Annotated in this window: 18 protein-coding genes; 6 read left to right on the top strand and 12 right to left on the bottom strand. The window is 68.1% G+C overall.

Annotated elements, in window-relative coordinates:
- The first annotated feature begins 92 nt into the window (after positions 1–92).
- Both AC1DSC_RS21405 and AC1DSC_RS21400 read left to right on the top strand, forming a co-directional pair.
- Positions 93–875 (top strand): SDR family oxidoreductase, encoded by a 783-nt coding sequence (locus AC1DSC_RS21405; protein WP_012748386.1) that lies wholly within the window; start codon positions 93–95, stop codon positions 873–875.
- Between the two features lie 21 nt (positions 876–896).
- Positions 897–1,319, top strand: a complete 423-nt coding sequence (locus AC1DSC_RS21400) for an acyl-CoA thioesterase (RefSeq protein ID WP_012748385.1) — start codon at positions 897–899, stop codon at positions 1,317–1,319.
- 9 nt (positions 1,320–1,328) lie between these two features.
- Here the strand turns inward: AC1DSC_RS21400 and AC1DSC_RS21395 are convergent, their stop codons facing one another.
- Both AC1DSC_RS21395 and AC1DSC_RS21390 read right to left on the bottom strand, forming a co-directional pair.
- Positions 1,329–2,681, bottom strand: coding sequence for a sensor histidine kinase (locus AC1DSC_RS21395; RefSeq protein WP_012748384.1), 1,353 nt, complete (start codon positions 2,679–2,681; stop codon positions 1,329–1,331).
- Positions 2,678–3,352 (bottom strand): winged helix-turn-helix domain-containing protein, encoded by a 675-nt coding sequence (locus AC1DSC_RS21390; protein WP_012748383.1) that lies wholly within the window; start codon positions 3,350–3,352, stop codon positions 2,678–2,680. Before AC1DSC_RS21390 ends, AC1DSC_RS21395 begins: the two co-directional genes overlap by 4 nt.
- A gap of 157 nt (positions 3,353–3,509) precedes the next feature.
- Here AC1DSC_RS21390 and AC1DSC_RS21385 point away from each other — a divergent pair, with 157 nt between their 5' ends.
- From AC1DSC_RS21385 to AC1DSC_RS21375, 3 genes are read left to right on the top strand one after another with little or no spacing between them, the layout of a single operon-like run.
- Positions 3,510–4,238: a phosphatase PAP2 family protein gene (locus AC1DSC_RS21385; RefSeq protein WP_012748382.1), complete on the top strand. Its 729-nt coding sequence runs from the start codon at positions 3,510–3,512 to the stop codon at positions 4,236–4,238.
- Positions 4,225–4,794 carry a phosphatase PAP2 family protein gene (locus tag AC1DSC_RS21380; RefSeq protein WP_012748381.1) on the top strand — a complete coding sequence of 190 codons (570 nt, stop codon included), beginning with the start codon at positions 4,225–4,227 and terminating at the stop codon, positions 4,792–4,794. The genes AC1DSC_RS21385 and AC1DSC_RS21380 overlap by 14 nt, the downstream gene beginning before the upstream one ends.
- 57 nt (positions 4,795–4,851) lie before the next feature.
- The gene (locus tag AC1DSC_RS21375; protein WP_012748380.1) at positions 4,852–6,603 is read left to right on the top strand and encodes a phosphoethanolamine transferase; all 1,752 of its coding nucleotides are present in this window, start codon (positions 4,852–4,854) and stop codon (positions 6,601–6,603) included.
- A 4-nt stretch (positions 6,604–6,607) separates the two neighbouring features.
- On the opposite strand, the gene AC1DSC_RS21370 is transcribed toward AC1DSC_RS21375, so the two are convergent.
- The 7 genes from AC1DSC_RS21370 to eat all read right to left on the bottom strand — a co-directional run bounded on the left by AC1DSC_RS21370 (position 6,608) and on the right by eat (position 13,901).
- Positions 6,608–7,186, bottom strand: a complete 579-nt coding sequence (locus AC1DSC_RS21370) for a peroxidase-related enzyme (RefSeq protein ID WP_012748379.1) — start codon at positions 7,184–7,186, stop codon at positions 6,608–6,610.
- Between the two features lie 61 nt (positions 7,187–7,247).
- Positions 7,248–8,516 (bottom strand): HAD family hydrolase, encoded by a 1,269-nt coding sequence (locus AC1DSC_RS21365; RefSeq protein WP_012748378.1) that lies wholly within the window; start codon positions 8,514–8,516, stop codon positions 7,248–7,250.
- Between the two features lie 104 nt (positions 8,517–8,620).
- On the bottom strand, positions 8,621–9,883 hold the full coding sequence (locus AC1DSC_RS21360; protein WP_012748377.1) for a type II toxin-antitoxin system HipA family toxin: 1,263 nt from the start codon (positions 9,881–9,883) through the stop codon (positions 8,621–8,623).
- Positions 9,873–10,217: a helix-turn-helix domain-containing protein gene (locus AC1DSC_RS21355; protein WP_012748376.1), complete on the bottom strand. Its 345-nt coding sequence runs from the start codon at positions 10,215–10,217 to the stop codon at positions 9,873–9,875. Before AC1DSC_RS21355 ends, AC1DSC_RS21360 begins: the two co-directional genes overlap by 11 nt.
- 69 nt (positions 10,218–10,286) lie before the next feature.
- Positions 10,287–11,072 carry an ethanolamine ammonia-lyase subunit EutC gene (gene eutC, locus AC1DSC_RS21350; protein ID WP_012748375.1) on the bottom strand — a complete coding sequence of 262 codons (786 nt, stop codon included), beginning with the start codon at positions 11,070–11,072 and terminating at the stop codon, positions 10,287–10,289.
- Positions 11,069–12,463: an ethanolamine ammonia-lyase subunit EutB gene (locus tag AC1DSC_RS21345; protein ID WP_012748374.1), complete on the bottom strand. Its 1,395-nt coding sequence runs from the start codon at positions 12,461–12,463 to the stop codon at positions 11,069–11,071. The genes eutC and AC1DSC_RS21345 overlap by 4 nt, the downstream gene beginning before the upstream one ends.
- Positions 12,464–12,479: 16 nt before the next feature.
- On the bottom strand, positions 12,480–13,901 hold the full coding sequence (eat, locus tag AC1DSC_RS21340) for an ethanolamine permease (RefSeq protein WP_012748373.1): 1,422 nt from the start codon (positions 13,899–13,901) through the stop codon (positions 12,480–12,482).
- Between the two features lie 123 nt (positions 13,902–14,024).
- Between eat and AC1DSC_RS21335 the strand changes: the two genes are divergently transcribed.
- Positions 14,025–14,432, top strand: a complete 408-nt coding sequence (locus tag AC1DSC_RS21335) for an FKBP-type peptidyl-prolyl cis-trans isomerase (protein ID WP_038107594.1) — start codon at positions 14,025–14,027, stop codon at positions 14,430–14,432.
- Positions 14,433–14,450: 18 nt separating this feature from the next.
- On the opposite strand, the gene AC1DSC_RS21330 is transcribed toward AC1DSC_RS21335, so the two are convergent.
- The 3 genes from AC1DSC_RS21330 to AC1DSC_RS21320 all read right to left on the bottom strand — a co-directional run.
- Entirely contained in the window at positions 14,451–16,049 is a 1,599-nt protein-coding gene (locus AC1DSC_RS21330; protein ID WP_012748371.1) for an OpgD/OpgG family glucan biosynthesis protein, read from the bottom strand.
- 221 nt (positions 16,050–16,270) lie between these two features.
- Positions 16,271–17,128, bottom strand: a complete 858-nt coding sequence (locus tag AC1DSC_RS21325; protein WP_049826094.1) for a class I SAM-dependent methyltransferase — start codon at positions 17,126–17,128, stop codon at positions 16,271–16,273.
- A 111-nt stretch (positions 17,129–17,239) separates the two neighbouring features.
- Positions 17,240–17,623 (bottom strand): aldehyde dehydrogenase family protein (locus AC1DSC_RS21320; protein WP_478131835.1); only part of this gene is annotated, 384 nt, incomplete at its 5' end.

The following is a 17,623-nucleotide window of genomic DNA, read 5'->3' as shown; positions in this document are numbered from 1 at the left end:
GGCTCGGACGCTTCGAGGGCGCGAAACATTTTATGTGGAGTGCCGGGCGTCGCCTCGGCGACTCGGCAACCGCTCAACAGGACCCCCTTCCCATGGCTTACAGCATCGATCTTTCGGGCCGCGTGGCCTTCATCACCGGCGCTTCCAGCGGGCTGGGCGCGCAGTTTGCCAAGACGCTGGCGCGTGCCGGCGCCGCGGTGGTGCTCGCGAGCCGCCGGCTCGAGAAACTGAAGGAGCTGCGCGCCCGCATCGAGGGCGAGGGCGGCGACGCGCATGCGGTCGAGCTCGACGTCACCGACATCGGCAGCATCAAGGCCGCGGTGGCGCGCGCCGAAACCGAGGTCGGCCCCATCGACATCCTGGTCAACAACTCGGGCGTGAGCACCACCCAGCGCCTTTCGGACGTCACGCCGGACGACTACGACTACATCTTCGACACCAACGTGAAGGGCTCCTTCTTCGTCGCACAGGAGGTGGGCAAGCGCATGCTGGCGCGCGCCGACGGTTCGGCGCCGGGCACCTACATCGGCGGGCGCATCATCAACATCGCCTCGGTGGCGGCGCTCAAGGTGCTGCCGCAGATCGGCACCTACTGCATGAGCAAGGCCGCGGTCGTGCAGATGACCAAAGCCATGGCGCTCGAATGGGGCCGCTTCGGCATCAACGTGAACGCGCTGTGCCCGGGCTACATCGCGACCGAGCTCAACGAGGACCACTGGGCCTCCGAAGGCGGCGCCAAGCTCGTGAGCATGCTGCCGCGCAAGCGCGTGGGCAAGCCCGAAGACCTGGACGGCCTGATCGTGCTGCTGGCCAGCGGCCAGAGCCATTTCGTGAACGGCGCGGTCATTGCGGCCGACGACGGGTTCGCGCTCTGATCCCCTCCATCAAAGCCACCGATGAGAATCGAAATCCCCGAGAAGAAAAAGTTCGTGTTCGAGATGTCCATCCCCATCCGCTGGGGCGACATGGACGCCATGGGGCATCTGAACAACGGCACCTATTTCCGCTACCTCGAAACCGCGCGCATCGACTGGATCCGCTCGCTCGGCATCGAGCCCGCGCCGGGCGGCGAGGGCATGGTGATCGTCAACGCCTTCTGCAATTTCTACCGGCAGATCGAATACCCCGGCGACGTGCTGCTCAAGATGTACGTGAGCGACCCGGCGCGCACCACCTTCGAGAGCTGGGCCACCATGGCGCGGGCCGAGGCGCCCGAGGTGATCTGCGCGGCCGGCGGGGCGACCACGATCTGGGTCGATTTTCCGAAGCAGAAGGCGCTGCCCTTGCCCGACTGGCTGCGCGCGGTGGTGAGCGAGTAGGGCGCGCAGCTACGCCGGCCGCAGCACGATGCGCGCCTCGAAGCCATGGGCCGCACCCGGCGGCGGCGATGCCAGCTCGAGCCTGGCGCCGTGCTTCTCGACGATGGTGCCCACGATCGACAGCCCCAGGCCGTAGCCTGCGCGATCGGAGCTGTGGCGCACGTGGCGCTGCTGCAGCGTGGCGAGCTGTTCGGCGCTGACGCCCGCGCCGAAGTCGCGCACCGCGAGCGTGCAGGGCGCCATCACCTCGATCACCACGCGGCCGTTGCCGCCGTAGCGCAGCGCGTTTTCCACCAGGTTGCGCAGCGCGATCGCCAGCGCATCGACGTCGCCCGAGGCAATGGGCGCGGCGTCGTCGGGCACCTTGAGCGCGAGCCGCTCGCTGATCTGCGGGTCGTTCCAGAAGTCCTGCGCCACGGCGCCGGCCAGCTGCACCAGGTCGACCGGCGCGCGCGCGAGCGATGCGGCCGATTCCGCGCGCGAGAGCTGCAGCAGCTTCTCGGCGCGGTGGCTGAGCAGCTGCAGCGCATCGAGCGCCGCCTGCACGTCGTTGCGCCGCAGGTCGTGCTCGAGCGCGGTCTGCAGCCGCAGCCGCGCCGCGGCCAGCGGGGTCCGCAGCTCGTGCGCCGCGTTGGCGGCCAGCGCGCGTTCGACGTCGAGCGAATGCGACAGCCGCTCCAGCAGGCTGTTGACGTGGTCGCCGACCGAGCGCAGCTCGCGCGGCAGGCCGGGCAGCGTGATGGGGCGCAGGTCGGAGCCGCTGCGCTTCTCGATCTCGCCCGCGAGCTGCTGCAGCACGCGCAGCTCGTTGCGCGCCACCTTGCGCAGCACCAGCGCCAGCAGCGGCAGCACGGCACCGAGCGGAATGATCAGCCCGAACAGCGTGCGGTTCAGCGCCGAGCGCCGCTCGTCGAGCGGATCGGCCACCTGGAAGTAAAGGCCCAGCGTGGGATGCCGCACCGTATAGATGCGCCAGGTCTGGTTGTTGGCGAAGCCGGGAGCCAGTGGCACGTCGAAGGCGCCGTCGGGCGCCTCGGCCGAGCGCAGCAGCACGTGCTCGTGGATGTCCACCACCTGGTACATCACGGCGTCCTCGGAGAACAGCTGCTTGGGCGCGATCACCGGCGTGTCCGGCGTGGCGCCTGAATGCTGCATCTTGCCGAATTCCTGCAGCGCCATGTCGAACATGCGGTGCGAGACCTCGACCAGTTCGTTGTCGAAGTTGTGGTTGATCTCGCGGTCCACATACCAGACCACGGCCAGCACGCACAGCATCCACACGCCGCCGACCCAGAGGATCAGGGTGCGCGTCAGGCGGCCGGCCAGCGTGTCGGGGCCGTCCTTCGGAAGCGCCGCGTTCATTCGTCGTCGCCCGACGAGGTCGACAGCCGGTAGCCGAGGCCGCGCAGTGTCTGGATGTGGTTCTTGCCCAGCTTGCGCCGCAGGCGGCTGATGAACACTTCGAGCGTGTTGCTGTCGGCCTCGTCGCCGAAGCCGTAGAGCGCGTCGGCCAGGTTCTCGCGGGTGTGGATGCGCTCGGGCCGCGTGGCCATCACGCGCAGCAGGGCCCATTCCTTCTGCGTGAGGACGACCGGGTTGCCGTCCTTGCGGACCCGATCGTGCGCCAGGTCGATCTCCAGCGTGCCCAGGTGCAGCACCGGCGAGCTGCCGGCGCTGCGCCGCCGCTCCACGGCGCGCAGCCGCGCCAGCAGCTCGGCCGGGTCGTAGGGCTTGATGAGGTAGTCGTCGGCGCCGGCGTCGAGGCCGCGGATGCGGTCGGTGACCTGGTCGCGCGCCGTCAGCACGATGACGATCGGCGGCTCGCGCAGCGCGCGCACCTGGGGCAGCAGCGACAGGCCGTCGCCGTCGCCCAGGTGCAGGTCGAGCAGCACGGCGGCGTACTGCACCGAAAGCAGGGCGCTGCGCGCATCGGCGAGGCTGGGCGCCACGTCGACCACGAAAGCCTTTGCAACCAGGTAGCTGCAGACGGCGTCTGCCAACGCACTGTCATCTTCGACGAGCAATATGCGCACGCGATGGGGTCTTTCCAGAAAAAAACGCAGTCTAGCGCCGACCGTGCGGCCGGACCGCGGCCGTCAGTTCCCGTTCAGGGCCGCTTCAGGCTCGGTTCAGGCCAGGCACGTAGGCTAAAGGGGTTTCAGGCTTGCCGGCTTCTCTCCCCCTCTGTCCATGACGCGTGTCCCGAATCCTCCGAATCCCTCGAACCTTCGCCTGGGCGTGCTGACCCTCCTTGCATTGGCGCTGCTGCTCGCGTGGGACGCTACAGGCGGCGATCTCGCCCTGGCGCGCCTCGCGGGCACGCCCATGGGCTTTCCGTGGCGCGAGAACGCCTTCCTGGTGCATGTGATGCACGAGGGCGCGAAGGACCTGAGCTGGCTGTTCGTGATCGCGCTGTTCGCCGGCATCCGCTGGCCGCTCGGCATCCTGCGCCGGCTGCCGGTTCGCGCCCGGGCCCAATTGGCATTCACGGTGCTGCTCTCGGTCCTCGCCGTCAGCCTGCTCAAGCATGCGAGCCACACGAGCTGCCCCTGGGACCTGAAGGAGTTCGGCGGTGTGGCCAGCCACGTGTCGCATTGGGCATGGAAGGTCTATGACGGCGGCGCGGGCGGGTGCTTCCCGGCGGGCCATGCCTCGGCGGCCTTTGCCTACGCCGGCGGCTATTTCGTGCTGCGCCGGGTGTCGCCGCGTGCCGCGGTCCTCTGGCTTTGCGCGTCGCTGGCCGCGGGACTGCTGCTCGGCCTGTCGCAGCAGCTGCGGGGCGCGCACTACATGAGCCACACGCTCTGGACCGCCTGGATCTGCTGGGTGGCGGGCTTTGCCATCGACCTGGTCGTCGCACCCCGCGCTTCGCGGCTGGCCGCAACCGAACCTGCCGCCGTGTTGCATGCAGGGCCTTGATGTCGCCCTGTTCGCGCTGATCAACGCCAGTGCCGCGGCGCCGGCGTGGAGCATCCATTTCGCTCGCTTCGCGTCCGACGTGCTGCCGGCGCTGCTGGCCGCCGCGATCATCGGCGCCGCGGTGGTCGACCGCCGCCTGCGCTATGCCTGCTTCACCGCGCTGGTCAGTGTGCTGGCGGTCTGGATCTTCGTGAACGTGTTCCGCTCGGCCATGCCGTTCCAGCGGCCCGCCTTCTACGGGCTGGGAATCCAGTGGGCGCCGCAAGGCGCGCGGCCGGGCTTTCCGAGTCTGCATGCCGCCTGCACCTTCGCGGCGGCGTTCTCGCTGTGGTGCCTGCCGTGGCGCGCGCCCATGCTGGCGGCGCTGGCGGTGGCCGCGGTGGTCGGCTGGAGCCGTGTGTTCCTGGGGCTGCACTTTCCGTTCGACGTGGTCGCGGGGGTGATGCTGGCCGCCCTGGTGTCGATCGTGGTGGAGCGCGGCGTCAGCCGTCCGCTCAACCTGGCGCTCAGGGCCTTCATGCGGCCCCGCTTGAGGGCGAGACGGGCGCGAACCTGAACGCTGGCTGAACGCGCAATTCAGGCTGGCTTCAGTTGCGCTTTCTACAGTCGGTAGATGTCATTTTCAAGAATCGAACCCACGCCGGTACGGGACGTGGGTGCGCTGGCGGCCGGCGCCTCCTTCCTGGCACCCGCGCGCGCGCTGTGGGCGCGCATCGACCTGTGGCTCGCGCGGCCCCGCTCGGCGCAGCGCGTGGTCGTCTGGCTTGCCCTCTACCTTGCCGTGGCCGCCAACTGGCCGCTCTGGAACGAGCTTGCGCGCATCGGCGGCGCACCCAGCACCTACCTGCCCACGAGCGCCGCCATGGGGGTGCTCATGGTGTGCGCCACGGTGGCGCTGCTGTCCTTCACGGCCTGGTCGCGCTGGATGAAGCCCTTGTGGTTCGCGGTGGTGCTGCTGGCGGCCTTCGTGCAGCACTACATGATCGAGTACCGCGTGGTGATGGACCCGACCATGATCGCCAACGTGCTGCAGACCGACCCGAACGAGGCGCGCGACCTCATGAGCTGGCGCATGGCCTACCACGTGCTGCTGGTGGCGCTGCTGCCTGCGTTGGCGCTCTGGCGCGCGCGCATCGTGCCGATGCGCTTTTTCTCCAAGCTCTGGCGCAACGTGGCGCTGCTGCTGCTGGCGGTGGCGCTCGCCCTGGTGGCCGCGGTGTCGATGAACCGGCAGCTCGCCCCGCTGATGCGCAACAACGTCCACCTGCGCTACATGATGAACCCGGTTGCAAGCCTCTATTCGGCCGGCTCGGTGGTCATCAAGCCGATGTTCAAGCGCAGCCGCAAGCTGATTCCCATCACGGCCGGAACGGCGCTGGGCGCGAGCTACGCGGGCCAGGCGCGGCCGCCGATGTTCGTGCTGGTGGTGGGCGAGACGGCGCGGGCCGACCACTTCGGCCTCAACGGCTATGCGCGCAACACCACGCCCGAGCTGGCGGCGCGCGGCGTGCTGAGCTATCGCGATGTGCATTCGTGCGGCACCAACACACTGGCTTCGGTGCCGTGCATGTTCTCGCCGCTGGGCAAGCAGGGCTACGAATCGCGCAGCGACGACTATGAAAACCTGGTCGACGTGCTGCAGGCCGCCGGGCTGGCGGTGCTGTGGCTCGACAACCAGGCCGGCTGCAAGGACGTGTGCACGCGCATTCCCAACGCCTCCGCCTTCGACAGCCTCACGCCCGCGCAGAAGAGCGCGCTGTGCGACGGCGAGGAATGCCTGGACGACGTCATGCTCAAGGGGCTGGACGAGCGCATTGCCGCGCTGCCCGCCGAGCGCCGCGCCAAGGGCGTGGTGCTGGTCATGCACCAGATGGGTAGCCACGGGCCGGCCTACTACAAGCGCTCCGCGCCGGAGATCAAGCGCTTCCTGCCCGAGTGCAAGACCAATGCGCTGGCCGAATGCGGCCATGCGGAGCTGCAGAACGTCTACGACAACTCGATTGCGCAGACCGATCATTTCCTGGGCCAGACCATCGACTGGCTCAAGGCGCAGTCCGGCCAGTACGACCCGGCCCTGCTCTACGTGAGCGACCATGGCGAATCGCTCGGCGAATACGGCCTGTTCCTGCACGGCGTGCCCTACAGCTTCGCACCCGAGGCGCAGAAGCACGTGCCCATGGTCACCTGGTTCAGCCCCGGCATGAACGAGCGCCGCAAGCTGTCGCGCTCGTGCATGGAAGCGGGGCTCGATGCGCCGCTCACGCACGACAACCTCTACCACACGGTGCTGGGGCTGATGGACGTGAGCAATCCCACCTACAAGCCCGGCCTGGACGCGCTCGCATCCTGCCGAGGCAAGGCCTGAGGCGCTACTTCTTCTCGCGCGGCAGCCGCCCCATCAGGAAGAACTCGGTGTTCGGCTGCATGCCGCTGAAGCTCGCGAGGCGGTTGCTCAGGCCGAAGAAGGCGGTGATGGAGGCGATGTCCCAGATGTCCTCGTCGTCGAAGCCGTGGGCATGCAGCGCGGCGAAGTCCGCGTCCTCGACTTCATGCGAGCGTTCGCAGACCTTCATCGCAAAGTCGAGCATGGCGCGCTGGCGCGGCGTGATGTCGGCCTTGCGGTAATTCACCGCCACCTGGTCGGCCACCAGCGGCTTCTTCTCGTAGATGCGCAGCAGCGCGCCGTGCGCCACCACGCAGTAGAGGCACCGGTTGGCCGCACTGGTGGTGGTGACGATCATCTCGCGGTCGCCCTTGGTGAGCGAGCCTTCCTCCTTCAGCATCAGCGCGTCGTGGTAGGCGAAGAAGGCGCGCCACTCGGCCGGGCGGCGCGCCAGCGCGAGGAACACGTTGGGCACGAAGCCGGCTTTTTCCTGCACCGCGAGGATCGCGGTGCGGATGTCTTCCGGCAGGTCTTTGAGCTCGGCGAGGGGGTAGCGGTCGGCCATGTTCTGTCTCCTGGGTGGCAATGCCAGGATCATAGGCAACTGCCCGCCGCCGGGCTCGCGCCTACTTCAATGCCTTGCCTTGGGCTGCGCCGAGAGGCGTGTGCAGCTGCGAAGCCACCCACTGGCCGGTGTTGTCGTCGCGGCCCTGCAGCAGGTAGCGCGTGTCGGGCTTGCCGTAGTTCTGCACCGCCATGGCCGAGAACTTGCCGATGTCGGTCTTGGGATCGCGCAGCCGGTTCACGATCAGCACCTTCTTCGTGTCTGCGAAGTCGGCCATCATGTTCTGGTCGCCCTCGCTGTCGCCGGCGATGAAGCTCGGGCCGTAGCCGTACTTGCTGACCAGGAAGCGCTGGATGTTCTTCGTCTTGCCGGGGCCCTGCGTCTGGTCGTAGCCGCGCCGGTACTCGGGCTGGATCACGCCGTTGGCGTCGCGCTCCAGCTCCATCGCCAGCACGCGCTCGGGCGGGTTGTTGTAGCCGAAGGCGGGGTTCGACGAAATCTCCTTGATCACGTCGACGAAGGAGGCCGAGCACACCCACACGTCGAAGCCCGCGTTGCGGAAGGCGGCGTACAGCTCCTGCATCTCGGGCTGCAGCCGCAGGCCGTTCTTCCAGCTGACCGAGACCACGCCGGCCTGGCCCGGCAGCGCGGCCGGCGAGGTCCATTTCACCTTGGCCACGGGTTCCTTCAGCTGCCAGGCCACCGTGGCGGCCGTGAGCTTGCGCACCTGCGCTTCGGTCATGCCGACGAAGAGGTAGGTCACCCAGGGGTAGGCGGTGTCGTGGTCGAAGGTGTCGCCGATGGCCTCGTACAGGTAGCGCACCTTGGCGGTGAAGGCGACGTAGTGCGGGCTCAGCTTCACCGCGGCCAGCGGCTGGCTGCCCTTGAGGCCGCTGTAGTTCTGGTAGAGCCAGGTGTAGCTGGCCACGATGTCGGGCACCACGCGGTCGATGCTGACCGGCTGGCCGGCCGCATTGTTGAAGGCCGGCAGGAAGTCCTTCTTCGGGATGTTCTTGCGCAGCGCCACTTCGAGCTGCGCGGGCGTGGCGCCGAAGACCAGGTTTTCGAGCTGGTAGATCAGCGAGGCTTCCTCGATGTCCAGGAACACGCTGGTGTTGTCCCAGTCGAAGACCACGTAGGGCGGCCGGGCGGCGCTGTAGCCCGGGCTCGATTTGCCGAGGCTGGCGATCAGGCCTTCGATCTGTGCCCGGTTGAAGGCGTCCCAGTGGGCGGGCGAGAGCGTGGTGGACGCAGAGGGGGCCAGGCTCGCGCAGCCCGTGGCGGCGAGTGCGGCGGCGAGCGGCGTGAGAAGAATCAGGCGGCGTTGCATGGAGTTCCTGTTGTTGTGCGGCGTTGATGGAAGGCCGAGCGTAGAGAACGCTCGTGACACTTCGACAAAGGCCTACGCATCAGCCATGCCAGCCGGGGGCCGCTTCACAGGCCCTGGGCACGGATGCGGTCGTACTGCTGTTCGATGAAGGCCGCCACGCGGCGCACGAGCTCGCGGTTGCCGCCGGACGCTTCGACGCTGGCCGCGGCCTGCACCGAAACGGTCTCTTCGGTCCGGCGGATGATGCGGTCCGCCTCTGCCGCCGACAGGCCGAAGTGGGGCGCCGCGGCACGCGCCAGCGCAAGGCTCGATGCATGCTGCCCCGGCAGGATGGCAAGCTCCTGGTAGCCCGTATGGCCGCCCAGCTGCATGACAAGATCGAAGGCAGGCGCCAGGCGCCAGAGGCCGTCGCCCTGCCGCAGGGCGCCATGGTTCTTGACGTGGTCGTCGCTGTTGCCCACGGCCAGGTTGAACACCAGGCGGCGAAACAGCTCGGTCAGGTCTTCTTGCGGCCGCGCCGAGATGCGCCGCAGCAGCTGCGCGAGTTCGACATAGCTGCCGCGGCTGGATTCATAAGGCACGTCGAGCAGTGCCGAGGCCGACAGGTAGTGATGGCGCTGCTCGTCGTTCACGGGGCCGGTGCGATCGAAGCGCTCCACCAGCAGGGCGTGGCCGAACGCCAGGGGCTGCAACAGGAAGGCGGGCACACGGATGCTGCAGGCGCTGGCCAGCCAGAGTGTGGCGGCCTCGATCACCTCCACGTCGTGGTCGTCGCCGCGCGAGGAAAACTTGGCGATGTAGCGCCGTCCTTCATGCGCAAAGGCCGCCTTGGGGCGCGCGCCGCCCAGGCTGCCGCCGCGCAGCAGCAGGTGCATGTCGGGCCCGATCTCCATGCCTTCCTCGACGCGGCGCGAGGCTTCGGCAAGCTCCTCCAGCGACCAGAGCATGGAGGGCGGTTCTTCGCTCTGGATGGGCAATGCCTCGGCGAACACCATCGCGCCGATGCGGTCCTCGTTGGTCAGCAGCAGCGCGTCGACGTCCGTCAGGGGCTTGCCGTGGCGGATCTCGAGCACCTTGCGCCCCCAGCTGTCGGGCAGGGCGTCGCGCAGCGTGAGCGGCATGGCGCCACCCTCGCGGATGCGCCGCTCCGGCAATGTGAAAGCGGCACCGCGCAGCGGCAGTTGCTCGGGGTTGAGCGGCAGGGCCGCGGGGTCCTGGAGGTAGCGCCGGCCATAGGCGAATTCGCCCGATTCCACGACGCCGCGGCGAACGAGCTTCATCAGGCCGGCCGGCTGCACCTCGTCGCCCGTATGGCGCGCGAGCCCGACGTAGATGCGCCGTTCGTCCCCGGCCTCGTCAGAAGTCACGCTCGTCCTCCGCGATCACGCCGGCGGGCCCGCGTGCAGCCGACCTGCGGACGCGGCGCCTGGCGGCCAAGCCCGCGGGTGCGGGAGCCAATGCGTCGAGCGAATCGACCTCGCCGAACAGCCACAGCGCGTGGGCCAGCAAGCCAATGCTGGTGGCGGGCTTGCCCGATTCGAGCGAGCGCAGCGTGGTGGGCGAGCACAGCAGGCGCTCGGCCATTTCCGCGATCGTCCAGCCGCGATGCACCCGGTGCGCACGAAGGCGCAGGCCGAGATTCCTCAGGGGCTCAGCGGTCTGCTGGGGCAGGGCGGAAAGGCTGTTGCTGCTTCTTGGCATCAATAAAATGGCTATTAAACGAGTTAATAACCATTGTATTGACTATTTTCGATCACCGCAAAGCTGCGGTCAGCCAGGCAGGGTCGTTGCCGGACGGCCCGGCTCGAGCACCGCAAGATCGCTCTCGTCCTTGAGCCCGACGCCGGTCAGCCCCCGGCGAAGGGCCTCGCGCATCAGCCAGGCCAGCTTGAATGCGGCGGCTTCGCAGGGCAGGCCTTCGGGGCGCACGTTCGAGATGCAGTTGCGCTCGGCGTCGTGGCGGCCGCGCTTCGGCGAATGGGTCAAGTAGATGCCGAGGCTGTCCGGCGAGCTGAGCCCCGGGCGCTCGCCAATCAGCATCACCGAGAGCGCCGCGCCGAACAGCTCGCCGACCTCGTCGGCCAGCGCCACGCGCGCCTGGGTGGCGATGACCACGGGAGAAAAGCGCGTCTCGGGCGGCAATTGAGCGCGCAGCGCGGCCAGCAGCGGGGCGGCATGGCGCGCCACCGCGAGCGAGGAGAGGCCGTCGCCGATGACAGGGCAGACATCGCAATCGCCTTTTGCGGCGGCCCGCAGGCGCTGCGCATCCGCGGGGTCGAGCTGCCGCCCCAGGTCGGGGCGGCGCAGGTAGGTGGTGCGGTCTTCGGCGCGGCTGCGCGCCCGCATCACCTGCCAATGCTGTTGTTGCAGCGTGGCTTCGAGTGCATCGACGTCGAGCGCCGCATGAATGGCATCGCGCGCCATCGCATGGGCCCAGCCGAAGCGCAGCGTCTCGTCCGTCGGTATGCCGGCGCCGGCGCGGCCCAGCGCCAGGCGCGCGGGCGTGGCCGAACGCCACTGCGCCCAGGGATTCGGCGTGACGGCGTCCTTGCTCATGGCGCGAGGGCGGCCAGTCCGCTCATGTCCGCCAGCAGGCGGTTGGCCGAAGGCGGCGCGAGCCGGCCGGCCGCATCGGTGATCTGCATGCGCTGCAGCCAGGCTTCGAATTCGGGCGCGCGCTTCAGGCCCAGCGTCTGGCGCAGGAACAGCGCATCGTGGAACGAGGTGCTCTGGTAGTTGAGCATCACGTCGTCGGCGCCTGGAATGCCCATGATGAAGTTGATGCCCGCGGTGCCCAGCAGCACGAGCAGGTTGTCCATGTCGTCCTGGTCGGCCTCGGCATGGTTGGTGTAGCAGATGTCGCAGCCGATGGGCAGGCCCAGCAGCTTGCCGCAGCAATGGTCTTCGAGCCCGGCGCGGATGATCTGCTTGCCGTCGAAAAGATATTCGGGCCCGATGAAGCCGACCACCGTGTTGATGAGCAGCGGCTTGTAGCGCCGCGCCAGCGCATAGGCGCGCACCTCGCAGGTCTGCTGGTCGACGCCGAAGTTGGCATTGGCCGAAAGCGCGCTGCCCTGGCCGGTCTCGAAGTACATCACGTTGTTGCCGACCGTGCCGCGGTTCAGCGCCAGCGCCGCGGCGTGTGCCTCGGCCAGCAGTTCGGGCGTGACGCCGAAGGACAGGTTCGCCTTCTCGGTGCCCGCGATCGACTGGAACACCAGGTCCACCGGCGCGCCGGCTTCCGCGAGCCTGAGCGTGTTGGTCACGTGCGTGAGCACACAGCTTTGCGTGGGAATTTCGAAGCGCTGGATCACCTCGTCGAGCATGTGCAGCAAGCGGCCGAGCACCTGCATGCTGTCGGACACCGGGTTGAGGCCGATCACCGCATCGCCCGCGCCGTAGAGCAGGCCGTCGAGCGTGGAGGCCGCCACGCCGCGCAGGTCGTCGGTCGGATGGTTGGGCTGCAGCCGCACGGCCAGGTGGCCGGGCAGGCCGATGGTGTCGCGAAAGCGCGTGACCACGCTGCACTTCCTGGCGACCGACACCAGGTCCTGGTTGCGCATGAGCTTGGACACGGCGGCCACCATCTCGGGCGTGAGGCCCGGCGCCAGCGCCGTCAGCGCCTGGGTGGTGGCCTGCTCCGAGAGCAGCCAGTTGCGGAAGTCGCCGACCGTGAGGTGCGACACCGGCGCAAAGGCCTCTGCGTCATGGGTGTCGATGATGAGGCGCGTGATGTTGTCGCTCTCGTAGGGAATCAGCGCCTCGGTCAGGAACTGCTTGAGCGGCGTCTCGGCCAGCACGTGGCGCGCCGCCATGCGCTGCTGCGCGGTGGCCGCGCCGATCTCCGCGAGGTAGTCGCCCGAACGCGCCGGGCTGGCCACGGCCATGACCTGCTTGAGGTCGTCGAAGGCGAAGACCTGGCCGGCAATGGTGGTGCGATAGCGCATCTTTCTCTCTTCTTGTTCACGCGATGGTGCGGGAGGACAGCATCTCGTCGGGCGCCGCTGCCTTGCGCTGCGCCGAGGTCAGCAGGAAGTAGCCGTAGGCCGCTGCCATCAGCACCAGGAACAGCACGGTCAGCATGAAGTTGAACCAGACCATGGCGCCCAGGCAGACCACGCCAAGCCCGAGCGCAATGGCCGGAAACACCGGATAGAAGGGCGCGCGGTAGGTGCGCAGCAGGCCGGGCTCGCTCTTGCGCAGCCTGAACAGCGCGGCCATCGAGATCAGGTACATCACGATGGCGCCGAGCACGGCCATGGTCACGATGTTGGCGGTGAGCGTCTGGCCGCCGAACTGCACCCACTCGTCGCTGAAGATGGCCACCACGCCGATCACACCGCCGGCCAGCAGCGCGCGGTGCGGCGTGTCGAAGCGCGGGCTCAGGCCCGCGAAGTAGCGCGGCAGGTAGCCGGCGCGCGCCAGCGCAAAGATCTGGCGCGAGTAGCCCATGATGATCCCGTGGAACGAGGCGATCAGCCCAAACAGGCCGATCCACACCAGCATATGCAGCCAGCCGCTGTTGTCGCCCACCACCGCCTTCATGGCCTGCGGCAGCGGGTCGTTGATGTTGGCGAGCTTGCGCCAGTCGCCCACGCCGCCCGCGAAGATCATCACGCCGAAGGCCAGCACCACCAGCGTGACGATACCCGTGGTGTAGGCGATGGGAATGGTGCGGTGCGGATCGCGCGCTTCCTCCGCGGCCATGGCCGCGCCCTCGATGGCCAGGAAGAACCAGATCGCGAACGGTATCGACGCGAAGATGCCCGAGACGGCCGCGCCGTTGAGCACGCTGCCGCCGGCCCAGCCGTTGGCGACGAAGTTGGCCATGGTCCAGCCCGGCGTGACCACGCCCATGAACACCAGCAGCTCGACAATGGCCAGCAGCGTCACGAACAGCTCGAAGGCCGCCGCAATGCCCACGCCGATCCAATTGAGCGCGATGAAGATCACGTACGCGCCCAGCGCGAACCACTTCGGGTTGATGCCGGGGAACTGCACGTTGAGGTAGGCGCCGATGGCCAGCGCGATGGCCGGCGGCGCAAAGACGAATTCGATCAGCGTGGCAAAGCCCGCCACGAAGCCGCCGGTCGGCCCGAAGGCGCGGCGCGCATAGGCAAACGGGCCGCCCGCATGCGGAATGGCGGTGGAGAGCTCGGTGAAGCTGAAGATGAAGGTGGTGTACATCGTGGCCACCAGCACCGTGGCCACCAGGAAGCCGAGCGTGCCGGCAGTGTTCCAGCCGTAGCTCCAACCAAAGTACTCGCCCGAGATGACCAGGCCCACGGCAATGCCCCAGAGCTGGATGGGGCCGAGGACCTTCTTCAGATGGCCGGTGCCTGTGGGAACAGTGGCTGCGACCGGCGTGACTGCGGTGGGCTGCATGGGGCTTCCTCTTTTTGCGGATGTTGACAGTGCGTATCCGGCAAAGCAAGGCCCGTTCCATCGCTGGCCATAATCGTGCTTTTCAATCTCCCGAGGTGTTCAGTGAAGTCTTCCTCTTCTTCCTTGTCTCTGTTCTGTGCCGCCCTGGTCTCGCTGTGCGCGGTGTCCGCCGCCTGGGCGCAATCGGCGCCGGTCACCACGCCAAGCGGCCTGGTCTACCAGTCGCTGAAGGAAGGCACCGGCGCATCGCCCGCCGCCACCGACGTGGTCAAGGTGCACTACCGCGGCACCTTCCCCGACAGCGGCAAGGAATTCGACAGCTCCTACAGCCGCGGCGAGCCGACCGAGTTTCCGCTCAACGGCGTGATCCCCTGCTGGACCGAGGGCGTGCAGAAGATGAAGCCCGGCGGCAAGGCCAAGCTGACCTGCCCGCCATCGATTGCCTACGGTTCGCGCGGCGCGGGCGGCGTGATTCCGCCGAACGCCACGCTCAACTTCGAAGTCGAGCTGGTGTCGGTCAAGAAGCGCTGAGCGGCAGATCTCGAGAACTCAACCTGGCTGGAACTGGAACAGCCAGGTTTCGGTGAGCGTCTTGTCCCCGGTCTTCAGGTAGAGCCGCATGTCGATCGGCTCGTTGCCTTCGGGCGTGAAGTCGAACTGGGCGCGCCAGTGGCCCGGCACGCCGTTGGGCACGGCCTCGGCAAAGACGTAGGAGAACTTGCCGCGCGGCGCCGTCAGCACCAGCTCGGGCTTCACGCCGAAGGGCACGGTGGTGAGCGGCTGCCCGACGAACTCCACCATGAACTTGCGCACGCCCGGCGGGCGCGGCTGGCCCGGCTGTCCGCCGCGCCCGATGCGCGTGGCCACGCAGCGCGCGAGCGGCGAGGGAAAGGGCTCCTGGTCGGTCCAGTGCAGCCGGTACTGCAGGCTGTAGCTCGCGCCCGCCTTGGCGTCGGCCTTGGGCACCCAGAAGGCGACGATGTTGTCGTGGATCTCGTCGTCGGTCGGGATCTCGATCAGCTGCACCGAGCCTTCGCCCCAGTCGCCCAGCGGTTCGATCCACAGGCTCGGGCGCTTCTCGTAGTTGACGCCGTCCTGGTAGTTGTCGAACGCGCGGTCGCGCTGCAGCAGCCCGAAGCCGCGCGGCCGCGTGTCGGCAAAGGCCGAGGCGCGCGTCTGCGTCGGGTTGTTGAGCGGGCGCCAGATGCGCTCGCCCGCGCCGTTCCAGATGGCCAGGCCGTCGGAGTCGTGTACCTCGGGGCGCCAGTCGATGGCGGTGGGCTTGATGGTTTCCGAATACCAGTACATCGAGGTGAGCGGCACCAGGCCAAGGCGCGAGACGTCGCGGCGCAGGAAAACGCGCGCGTCGATGTCCATGATCACGGCCTTGCCGCGCTGCATCACGAACTTGAACACGCCCGTGACGCTCGGCCCTTCGAGCAGCGCGTAGACGGTCATCGAGGTGGTGTTGTTGGCGGCCGGCGTCTCGAAATAGAAGCGCGTGAAAGTGGGGAATTCCTCGGGCTTGTCGGGCACCGCCACGTCGAGCGCCAGGCCGCGCGCCGACAGGCCGTACTGGTAGAGCTCGCCGATCGCGCGGAAGTAGGAGGCGCCCAGAAAAGCCACCCAGTCGTTCTTCTGCCAGTCGAGCTTGCCCTGGTCGCCCAGGCGGCTTTCCTGCAGCCGAAAGCCCGCAAAGCCCGCGCCGGCCGGCAGCGCGCGCGCCGGGCTGTCGGGCGGCATCGAGAAGTACGAAGGGCTGTAGAGCACCTCGCGCGCGAAGGCATCGCCATCGGAGTTCTCGAGCACGTGCATGCGCACCGGCGTCTGGAAGAAACGGCCGAGGTGGAAGAAGGTGACGGGAAAGGCGCCCGGGCCGTCGCGGAAGAGGGCGTTGGCCGGGTCGAACTTGATCTTGCCGTGCGCGTCGTAGTCGATCTTCTCGAGCACCTCGGGCGCGAGCGGCGTGGCGGCGGCATAGGGTTGCCCGGCCAGGCGCTTGGCCTGCGCCACCAGGCGGTCGAACGAGAAGGGCGAAGGCTGGCTCAGCTTCAGGCCGTTGGCGGCCAGTGCCTCTTCGGGCAGTCCAAGGGCGGCGAGTGCGGCGGCGGCACCACCTGCGGCAAGGAAGGATCGGCGATCAAGCATGTGTTTCTTGAGGGTTGCGGTCTTGGGAGTACGTCGTGTGGAGTACGAAAAAAAAGGATGCACGGAAGGCGATGCGGCCGGAGAAACCATCCTAATGCAGCCGGCGCCGGGGATTTTCCACGCACAAGAGCAGGGAGCATGCCGCGACCGCGGGGTTTGGCGCGTCAGCCAAGCTGCGCAGCGCGAGCCGGACAAGGCCGGGACCTGAGAAATTTGTGCTTTTATGTATCGGCGCCGTCATCGGCGGTGTCGGCCACGCCCAGCGCGTAGACCGCATAGAGCGGCACGCCGACCAGCATCAGCACCAGCGGCGCGAACAGGGTGTAGGCCAGGCCGATGCCCTCGAACACGCGGTAGGTGGCGTCGAGGCGCAGGCGCGGATGGGGCTGCGTCAGTTCGGCGGCCCGGCGCAGGCCCCAATGAAACTGCGCCCCGGTGGCGCGCAGCGAGGGATGCTGCGCGGCGCGGCCCACGGCGAGCCAGCAGACGGCATCGAAGGCCAGCACCGAGCCCGCGGGCGCGCGCTCGCCGAAGGTCGCGAGCACGGCCTGCGCCTGCTGCGGCTGCAGGTACATCAGGACGCCTTCGGTGAAGAGGAAGACCGGCTGTGCCTGGCGCGTGCGCGGCAGCTCGAGTTCGTCCCACCAGCGGGGCGACGTGAGGTCGAGGTCGCGCGCATCGTGGCGCGGATGGGTCTCGGGGATCAGCTCGCGGCGCAGCGCCATCACCTCGGGCAGGTCGGCATCCGTCATGCGCGACCTTCCGTCGTCCAGCCATTGGAAGTAGTGGCTCAGGCCGCAGCCCATGTTCACCACGCGGCCGCCCGGGTGCTGCTTGAGGAACTCCTGCGCGAGGCTGCGAAAGCGCCGCGTGCGGCTCAGGATGCTGTAGATGGTGGCCCGGTCCTCAGGCAGCGGATGGCCTTCGTCGCGGATCTTCTCGAGGATCGACGCGGCATAGGCGTCGCGCACGGCCATCTGCGGAAACATCGCGTCGCCGGAAGCGCGCGCGGCAAGCGGGATCCGCAAGGTCGACGGCACGGCCGAAAGTTTTCGTGCGGCTCTCTTGCTTGCTGTCATGGGTGCAGGCACCGGGTCATGCGCAAGTCTGGCCGCTCCTGCGCCGCGGAGCAAGTCAGCTTTCGTTAGCCGGGGCAGGCCGGCATGCCCCCGTGCCGGCCGTCACACCTTTTACTTGGCGGTGGGCATCACGAACTCGGCGCCCTTGCCAATGCTCTCGGGCCAGCGCTGCATGATCGACTTCTGCTTGGTGTAGAAGCGCACGCCTTCCTCGCCGTAGGCATGCATGTCGCCGAACAGGCTGCGCTTCCAGCCGCCGAAGCCGTGCCATGCCATCGGCACCGGGATCGGCACGTTGATGCCGACCATGCCCACCTGGATGCGGCGGCTGAACTCGCGCGCCACATTGCCGTCGCGCGTGAAGCAGCTCACGCCATTGCCGAATTCATGGTCGTTGACCAGGTCGACCGCGTCCTTGAAGTTGGCCACGCGCACGCAGGAGAGCACCGGGCCGAAGATCTCTTCCTTGTAGATGCGCATCTCGGGCGTGACGTG

The organism is Variovorax sp. 01N425 (assembly GCF_056399465.1).
The sequence above is the reverse complement of the archived record's forward strand: the minus strand, read 5'-3'. Positions and strand labels throughout refer to the sequence as shown.

What these genes read in the sequence shown, in the direction of transcription:
- AC1DSC_RS21405 (WP_012748386.1), top strand. Translation starts at nt 93, where the DNA reads ATGGCTTACAGCATCGATCTTTCGGGCCGCGTGGCCTTCATCACCGGC.
- AC1DSC_RS21400 (WP_012748385.1), top strand. Translation starts at nt 897, where the DNA reads ATGAGAATCGAAATCCCCGAGAAGAAAAAGTTCGTGTTCGAGATGTCC.
- AC1DSC_RS21395 (WP_012748384.1), bottom strand. Translation starts at nt 2,681, where the DNA reads ATGAACGCGGCGCTTCCGAAGGACGGCCCCGACACGCTGGCCGGCCGC.
- AC1DSC_RS21385 (WP_012748382.1), top strand. Translation starts at nt 3,510, where the DNA reads ATGACGCGTGTCCCGAATCCTCCGAATCCCTCGAACCTTCGCCTGGGC.
- AC1DSC_RS21380 (WP_012748381.1), top strand. Translation starts at nt 4,225, where the DNA reads ATGCAGGGCCTTGATGTCGCCCTGTTCGCGCTGATCAACGCCAGTGCC.
- AC1DSC_RS21375 (WP_012748380.1), top strand. Translation starts at nt 4,852, where the DNA reads ATGTCATTTTCAAGAATCGAACCCACGCCGGTACGGGACGTGGGTGCG.
- AC1DSC_RS21370 (WP_012748379.1), bottom strand. Translation starts at nt 7,186, where the DNA reads ATGGCCGACCGCTACCCCCTCGCCGAGCTCAAAGACCTGCCGGAAGAC.
- AC1DSC_RS21365 (WP_012748378.1), bottom strand. Translation starts at nt 8,516, where the DNA reads ATGCAACGCCGCCTGATTCTTCTCACGCCGCTCGCCGCCGCACTCGCC.
- AC1DSC_RS21355 (WP_012748376.1), bottom strand. Translation starts at nt 10,217, where the DNA reads ATGCCAAGAAGCAGCAACAGCCTTTCCGCCCTGCCCCAGCAGACCGCT.
- eutC (WP_012748375.1), bottom strand. Translation starts at nt 11,072, where the DNA reads ATGAGCAAGGACGCCGTCACGCCGAATCCCTGGGCGCAGTGGCGTTCG.
- AC1DSC_RS21345 (WP_012748374.1), bottom strand. Translation starts at nt 12,463, where the DNA reads ATGCGCTATCGCACCACCATTGCCGGCCAGGTCTTCGCCTTCGACGAC.
- eat (WP_012748373.1), bottom strand. Translation starts at nt 13,901, where the DNA reads ATGCAGCCCACCGCAGTCACGCCGGTCGCAGCCACTGTTCCCACAGGC.
- AC1DSC_RS21330 (WP_012748371.1), bottom strand. Translation starts at nt 16,049, where the DNA reads ATGCTTGATCGCCGATCCTTCCTTGCCGCAGGTGGTGCCGCCGCCGCA.
- AC1DSC_RS21325 (WP_049826094.1), bottom strand. Translation starts at nt 17,128, where the DNA reads ATGACAGCAAGCAAGAGAGCCGCACGAAAACTTTCGGCCGTGCCGTCG.